4 protein-coding genes are annotated in these 6112 nt (G+C 64.8%); 1 reads left to right on the forward strand and 3 read right to left on the reverse strand.

All coding sequences use genetic code 11. The annotated features are described in order from the left end of the window. Positions 1-673, forward strand: a 673-nt coding sequence (locus tag ACFWP5_RS33010; protein WP_384164906.1) for an IS3 family transposase, incomplete at its 5' end; no start/stop codon positions are given. A gap of 339 nt (positions 674-1012) precedes the next feature. On the opposite strand, the gene ACFWP5_RS33015 is transcribed toward ACFWP5_RS33010, so the two are convergent. From ACFWP5_RS33015 to ACFWP5_RS33025, 3 genes are read right to left on the reverse strand one after another with little or no spacing between them, the layout of a single operon-like run. Next, entirely contained in the window at positions 1013-3568 is a 2556-nt protein-coding gene (locus ACFWP5_RS33015) for an FtsX-like permease family protein (RefSeq protein WP_384164909.1), read from the reverse strand. Next, positions 3559-4329 (reverse strand): ABC transporter ATP-binding protein, encoded by a 771-nt coding sequence (locus ACFWP5_RS33020; protein WP_384164994.1) that lies wholly within the window; start codon positions 4327-4329, stop codon positions 3559-3561. Before ACFWP5_RS33020 ends, ACFWP5_RS33015 begins: the two co-directional genes overlap by 10 nt. Positions 4330-4331: 2 nt before the next feature. Continuing rightward, complete coding sequence (locus ACFWP5_RS33025; protein ID WP_384164912.1) at positions 4332-5051, reverse strand: helix-turn-helix domain-containing protein; 720 nt, start codon at positions 5049-5051, stop codon at positions 4332-4334. Positions 5052-6112: the final 1061 nt, after the last annotated feature.

Genomic DNA, 6112 nt, shown 5'->3' on the forward strand with positions numbered 1-6112 from the left:
GCAGAAACTGCACCACCAGGGCCACGTCGTGAACCACAAACGGGTCGCGCGGATCATGCGGGAGCGGGAGATTGCCGGGATAACGCGACGGAAGTCGCGGTGCCTGACGAAACAGGACCGCGCCGCGCCATCCGCGCCGGATCTGCTTCTGCGGGACTTCACGGCTCCGATGCCGGGTCTGAGACTCGTCGGCGATATCACCTATCTGCCGACGGCCGAGGGATGGCTGTATCTGGCGACGGTCATCGATCTGTGCACGCGCGAGGTAGTGGGATGGTCGATGGCCGACCACATGCGGACTCAACTGGTAGAAAACGCCATCCGAATGGCCCATATCGGCGGCCACACGGCTGGTAACGCCATCTTCCACACGGACCGCGGGTCTCAATATACGTCGCGCCAATTCCGGGAACTCCTGGCCGAGTTGGACATCCGTCAGAGCACCGGCCGGACCGGTTCATGCTTCGACAATGCTGCAGCGGAGAGCTTCTTCGCCATCCTCAAAGCCGAGATCGGCACGACCGTATGGGAGACCAGGGCCGCAGCTCGACAGGACGTTTTCCGGTGGATCGCCGAGTATTACAACCGGGAGCGGCTCCACTCGACCATCGGCTACATCACGCCGTACCAGGCAAGGACCCGCTTCCATCAACGGCTGGACCTCGCGGCATAAAATGGAAGTGTCGGCGCCTACGAGGTCACTTCACACGCCACGCTCCACCCGCACTGACAAAGCGTGGCCGATTTTCGGCCCTTGACAGCAGAAACAGACCACAGCATCAAATAGGACCCTCATACCAAAGTCGCACCACTACGCTCAATGAGACTCATAAACCAACAGATGTATCGCACATAACTGTACGAGAAACCCCCCTCCCCGGCTAGTGAATTAATCGAATACTGATTCGGTGACACGTGCGCTCCAAGCCCGCCTCACCACCTGCGACCAGACCGCGACCAAGATCGCACGGGTCGCAACGAGTGCTCAGCTCCGACCGGTCCGCTACCGGAACTATTCCCGGGACCCGATCACGTCCGCGGGCTTGCTGGCCAGGGAGACCCGAGCCGAGATCATCGTCGCTGCGAGAGCAAGACACGCGGCGACCGCGACGACAGCTGTGTAGATGAACGTGGACAGATAGGGCGCCGCGCTGCCCGTCATACCGATGGCGAACGCGGTGAGCGTCGCAATCGCGATGAGTGTGCCTACGACCACCGCAAGCAGCACAATCGCGAGCGACTCCAGACGCAGCATCCGGAGCACCTGTCGCCGAGTGGTGCCCACCAGCCGTAGCAGCGCGAACTCTTGTGTGCGGCCCGTGGTGGACATGGCGAGCGTGTTGACCACGGCGATGGCGGTGAAGGCGATGATCATGCCCATCGCCACGAAGTTGACCGCGGCATTGGACTGCTGCTGGTCCGCACGGAGCGAGTCCACCTGATCGCCGCTGAGTACCTGGACTCCCGGATAACCGTGCACCGCTTTGGCCAGGTCCTGCTTCGTCCGGTCCGTCTTGACGAGGACTGCGGAACTCAGCGGATTGTCCACGTGAGCGGCCACCAAGTCATGGGCCATGGTGAGGTCGCCGAAGCCCAGGCCGCGGTCGTACACCGCAACCACGGTGAGTCGCACTCGGGTGCCGTCTCCCATGGTCACCTTGACCTTGCTGCCCACACCTCCGACGATGCGCTCGGCCACCTTGCTGACAGCCATGCCGTTTTGACCGAGCCCGTTCAGGGAGCCCGACACAACGCCCGGGTCCACGGTCTTGCTCAGGCCCTTCGGGGTGACACCCTGAATCTGGAACTTGTCCAGGCCCACTCGCACCGTGCTGCGCACGACCTCGGTCACCGTGCTGACGCCGGACAGTTCTCGCACCTTGTTCGCCGCAGAGCCGGGCACTCCCGGCCCAGAGGACGCAAGGGTGTACGTCGCGAGGTTCCCCTCCCTGGCCTGGCTCTGGGATGCGTGCCCCAAGGTCGACTGGACGAAGACGATGGTGCAGGTCATACCGATCAACAGCGTGAGAGGAGTGAGGGCACCGGAAAACCGTCGCAGGTTGGTACGGCTGTTGGCCACAGCGAGATATCCACTGATCCGGGACAGCCTCAACGGTCCGCTGAGCGCAGCGATGCCGGCCCGTGCGATGACCGGTCCCAGCAGTGCCACGGCAGTGGAGAGCATGATCACGCTCAGATATGTGACGGGCGCGGATGCCGGCTCCGTGTGCAGGACGCTCAAGACGAACAACAGCACAATGCCGACGACCAGGAAGATCGCTCCGGCGACCAACCGGCGCATCACGAAAGGCCGGGTCTCCATCGCGGCCTCGGACAGCGCCTCTGCGGGGCGAATTTGCGCGACCCGCCGACCCGACACCCGGGCAGCGATCCACGCGCCGAGCACAGTGATCACCACTGCAGCGAGCATCGGATAGGGACTGAGAGTCAGCTTCAATGTCTCGGGGATGGTGCCGAAGTCAACGAACTTTCCGTGCAGCCAAACGGCGATCGGCAACCCCGCGACTGCGCCGACGGCCCCCGCGACCAAGCCGATAATGGCGGCCTCGCGGCCGATGAGACCGCGGATCTGCCGGGGTGTCGCAGCGACTGCGCGCAACAGAGCCAGTTCCCGGTAGCGCTGTTGGATGGAGAGAGCGAAGGTCCCCACCACCACGAGGACGGCAACCAGCAGGGAGACCGCAGCAATGGCACCGCCCATGCTGATCAGTTGCACACGGGCCTTGCTGGCGCCGAGGAACTCCACGGCTCCGCGATCGTCGGCGCCGTGCAGCTGGGCCGTGGTGCCGTCGAGAGCCTGAGAGATGGCACTCTTGAGCTGCGCCCGGTCGACACCTTCGTCGGCGATCACCCCGACGACAGCCACCTGGTCAGCGCGTCCGCTCAGCCGCTCAGCCTCCTGCTGAGAGAAGAACAGTGATGACTGTTCTCCCAGATCACCGGCCTGCGCGGCCGCGATGCCGGAGACTCGGTAGGTGGCCGGCGTCGTCGTGGATTGCACGGTGACCCGATCGCCGGTCTTCAAGCCGGTCCGAGAGGCGATCTCCCTGTCGAGCACGACCTCGTCACTCGCCTGAGGCGCCTTACCTGCCACCAACGCGAACGGAGTCAACGCTGCTGACTTCCAGGAGTGGCCGAGCGATGCCTTTCCGTCCGGCCCCGAGACGATCTTCCCCTGCCCGGTAACAAGGTAGGCGGGAAAGTCCAGTTCGGGCACCGCGGCCTTGACGCCCGGGACGGCTCCGATCTTCGTGGTGACGCCGGCCGGCAGCCAGACCCGCTCGTCGAGCGGTTTGGCCTTGTGCTTGACCTTCGTTTTACCGTGCTTCTTCTTCACCTTCACCTGGTGGACGTTCTGGTCCCCGCCCACCACGATGGACGCTGCAGCGTAGCGTTCCGTCTCGATCTTCCCGGTCAACCCCGTCACCAACAGAGTTCCACAGGCAGTAACAAGGGCGGCGGCGCACAGCAGCGCGAGGAACGCTCCGATGAAGCCCCCCTTGCGGTACCGAAGGGTGCTGAAGGCATACCGGATCATCAGGACCATGCTCCTAAATGCGTCATACGTTCAGCGATCTGGTCGGCCGTCGGACTGTCCGAGTGGTCAACCACCCGGCCGTCGGCGAGAAACAGGACGCGGTGGGCATAGGCGGCCGCAACCGGATCGTGGGTGACAAGGACGACCGTCTGCCCGGCCTCGTCGACGCAGCTGCGCAACAACGTGAGAATCGCCTTGGCGGTGACGGTATCGAGCGCACCGGTCGGCTCGTCGCCGAAGATGACGTCGGGACGGGTGATGAGCGCCCGTGCGATGGCCACCCGCTGCTGCTGACCGCCGGAGAGCTGTGAAGGCCGGTGGTCGACACGACCGGTCAGCCCGACACGGTGGATGATCTCGTCCAGCCATCCCCGATCGGTGCGCTGTCCTGCCAGTCGTAGTGGCAAGGTGATGTTCTGACGGACCGTGAGCGCGGGGACCAGATTGAATGCCTGGAACACGAAGCCCACCCGCTGCCGACGCAGATGCGTCAGCTCGGTCTCGTCCATTCCGGTCAGCTCGCGGTCAGCGACCTTGACGGAGCCGGAGGTGGGCCGGTCCAGGCCCGCAGCGCAGTGCAGGAACGTACTCTTTCCGGATCCGGACGGGCCCATGACGGCCGTGAAGGTGCCGCGTGGAATCGTGACGGACACCTCGTTGAGAGCAGTGACTGCGTGAGCTCCGCGCCCATAGATCTTGGTAACGCCTTGGAGCGTCACGGCCTGGCCGATCGAATTCTCCGGTGTGGTCGACCTGCCCCTGGATTTCATCCTCACGGGCTTTCTTCCCTTTCTGACGCGGGCTCGAACTCGGCCTCAGATACGACGGTCTCGTTGGTTTCTCCCGCAACTTGCTCTGGATCCGGTGCCGGGAGGGCGAAGAACCGGGTCAGCATGGTCCGCGCACCGGCAGGGACCTCGTCGTCGGGCCGCTTGTAGCGGTTGAGCAGGGCGATGTAGTCCTCGAAAAAGGAGCGCAGTTCATCAAAGGTCAGCCGCATCGAACCCCGCGAGTAGAGAAAGGCATCGGCCCACTCCTCAAGATCGTCACTCTGCCGCCGAAGCTGCTCGAACAACTCGAGGTCCGCCGCGTAGGCCCGGCGGTTCATCTCGTCGATGACGGGGCGCATCTCCGGGCTCTGCCTGCTGCGCTCGGGGAAGCGGAGATCGACGGGGACGACCCGCCACCACCGCTCACGCCCATGCACCTGAGCGTCCTTGGAGACCTCTTCGATGAAGCCGTACCGGGCCAGCTCTCGGAGGTGGTAGCTGGTAGCCCCAGTGTTGAGGTCGAGCTCTCGCGCGAGCATCGCCGACGTGGCCGAGCCGAGCAGGGAGAGCTGTTGGAAGATCTGGTACCGGCGTGGGTGACTGAGCGTCTTCAGAGCCGCCAGATCAGCGATCTCTCTCAACCCGGGTTCTCCTGACACGGCATGCATAATTTCATGTGCACAGGCTTTTGTGCAACCTGCAGGCGCCGGGTTGGCGCCCACCACTCGCCACGCGACTTACTCCGCAAGGGCGCGCGCTGAGACTCCCAGCCACTCGCGCCGGCCGCACACCGCGGCGCCCCGACACGGGTCCAACCCTCGATCGGCCGTGAGGAGGCCGTCAAGCCGTTCCTGTTCGAGCGCGAGCCGCTGGCGTCGATTCGCTACCGGTCGCCCGACGACTGAACGAAACCGAACGAACAGGTTGGCCGGAGCCCGTACGACCAGCGTCCGTTCTCTGCCTCCAGGCCCCAGCCCTGCAGATACGTCTTGGGTCCCTCCGGCTTCGGATCACGCAGGGCGACAGACGGCCTCGGTGGTGGTCTGCGCGATGACGGTGCGGATCGTCGCCGCGATCATCTTCATGGAGCCCTTCTCGATCACCGAGAAGGCGTCTCGCATCAAGTGGAGCCGTGCGGAATTTGCGCGGTAGATTCGCCGGTTGGGGGGACGCAGACCACGAGGGCGCCGACAGTTCGGCACTTCCTCAGGGCTGGCTCGAGACGGAATCCGTCGCCGTTCAAGAGCGGCCGCACGTCGAGCGGAGCGTTGCTGATGGCCCATCGGCTGACCTGGAACAGGGCCGGCACCTCGCTGGTGCAGACCCGGCGGCGTGACCGGCAGGACTCGTCCAGATGCCGCCGGTAAGGCCCACGCCACACACAATGTGCACGAAAAAACCGCAGGTCAGGAACCCTTCGAGGTGGTTCGAAGGTCGCGACGCACTCCACGTGATGCGTCATCGGAAACACATAGACGACTCCACGAACCGCCAGCTCTGCGCCTTACCAACGGCCCCGTGGCGCACCTTGACCGGGTCAATGAGCGCCACAGCCCCGTCAAGTGCACCGGTCCCCAAGTGGTCCCCAAGAATGCGCAAGGGGCCGCTTCAGATCTCCTCCGAAACGGCCCCTGACCTGCACTTCGAAAAGTCGGGACGACAGGATTTGAACCTGCGACCCCTTGACCCCTTGTGCGCCGGCGGCCCCGCGGGCCCCGGCCGCCCCGCCGGGGGGGCCGCGCGCGCGCCGACCCCCCCCGCGCGCAGGGGGGGGGGTGTTTGT

Origin of the sequence: Streptomyces sp. NPDC058469 (assembly GCF_042721125.1) — a bacterium.
Classification (GTDB): domain Bacteria; phylum Actinomycetota; class Actinomycetes; order Streptomycetales; family Streptomycetaceae; genus Streptomyces.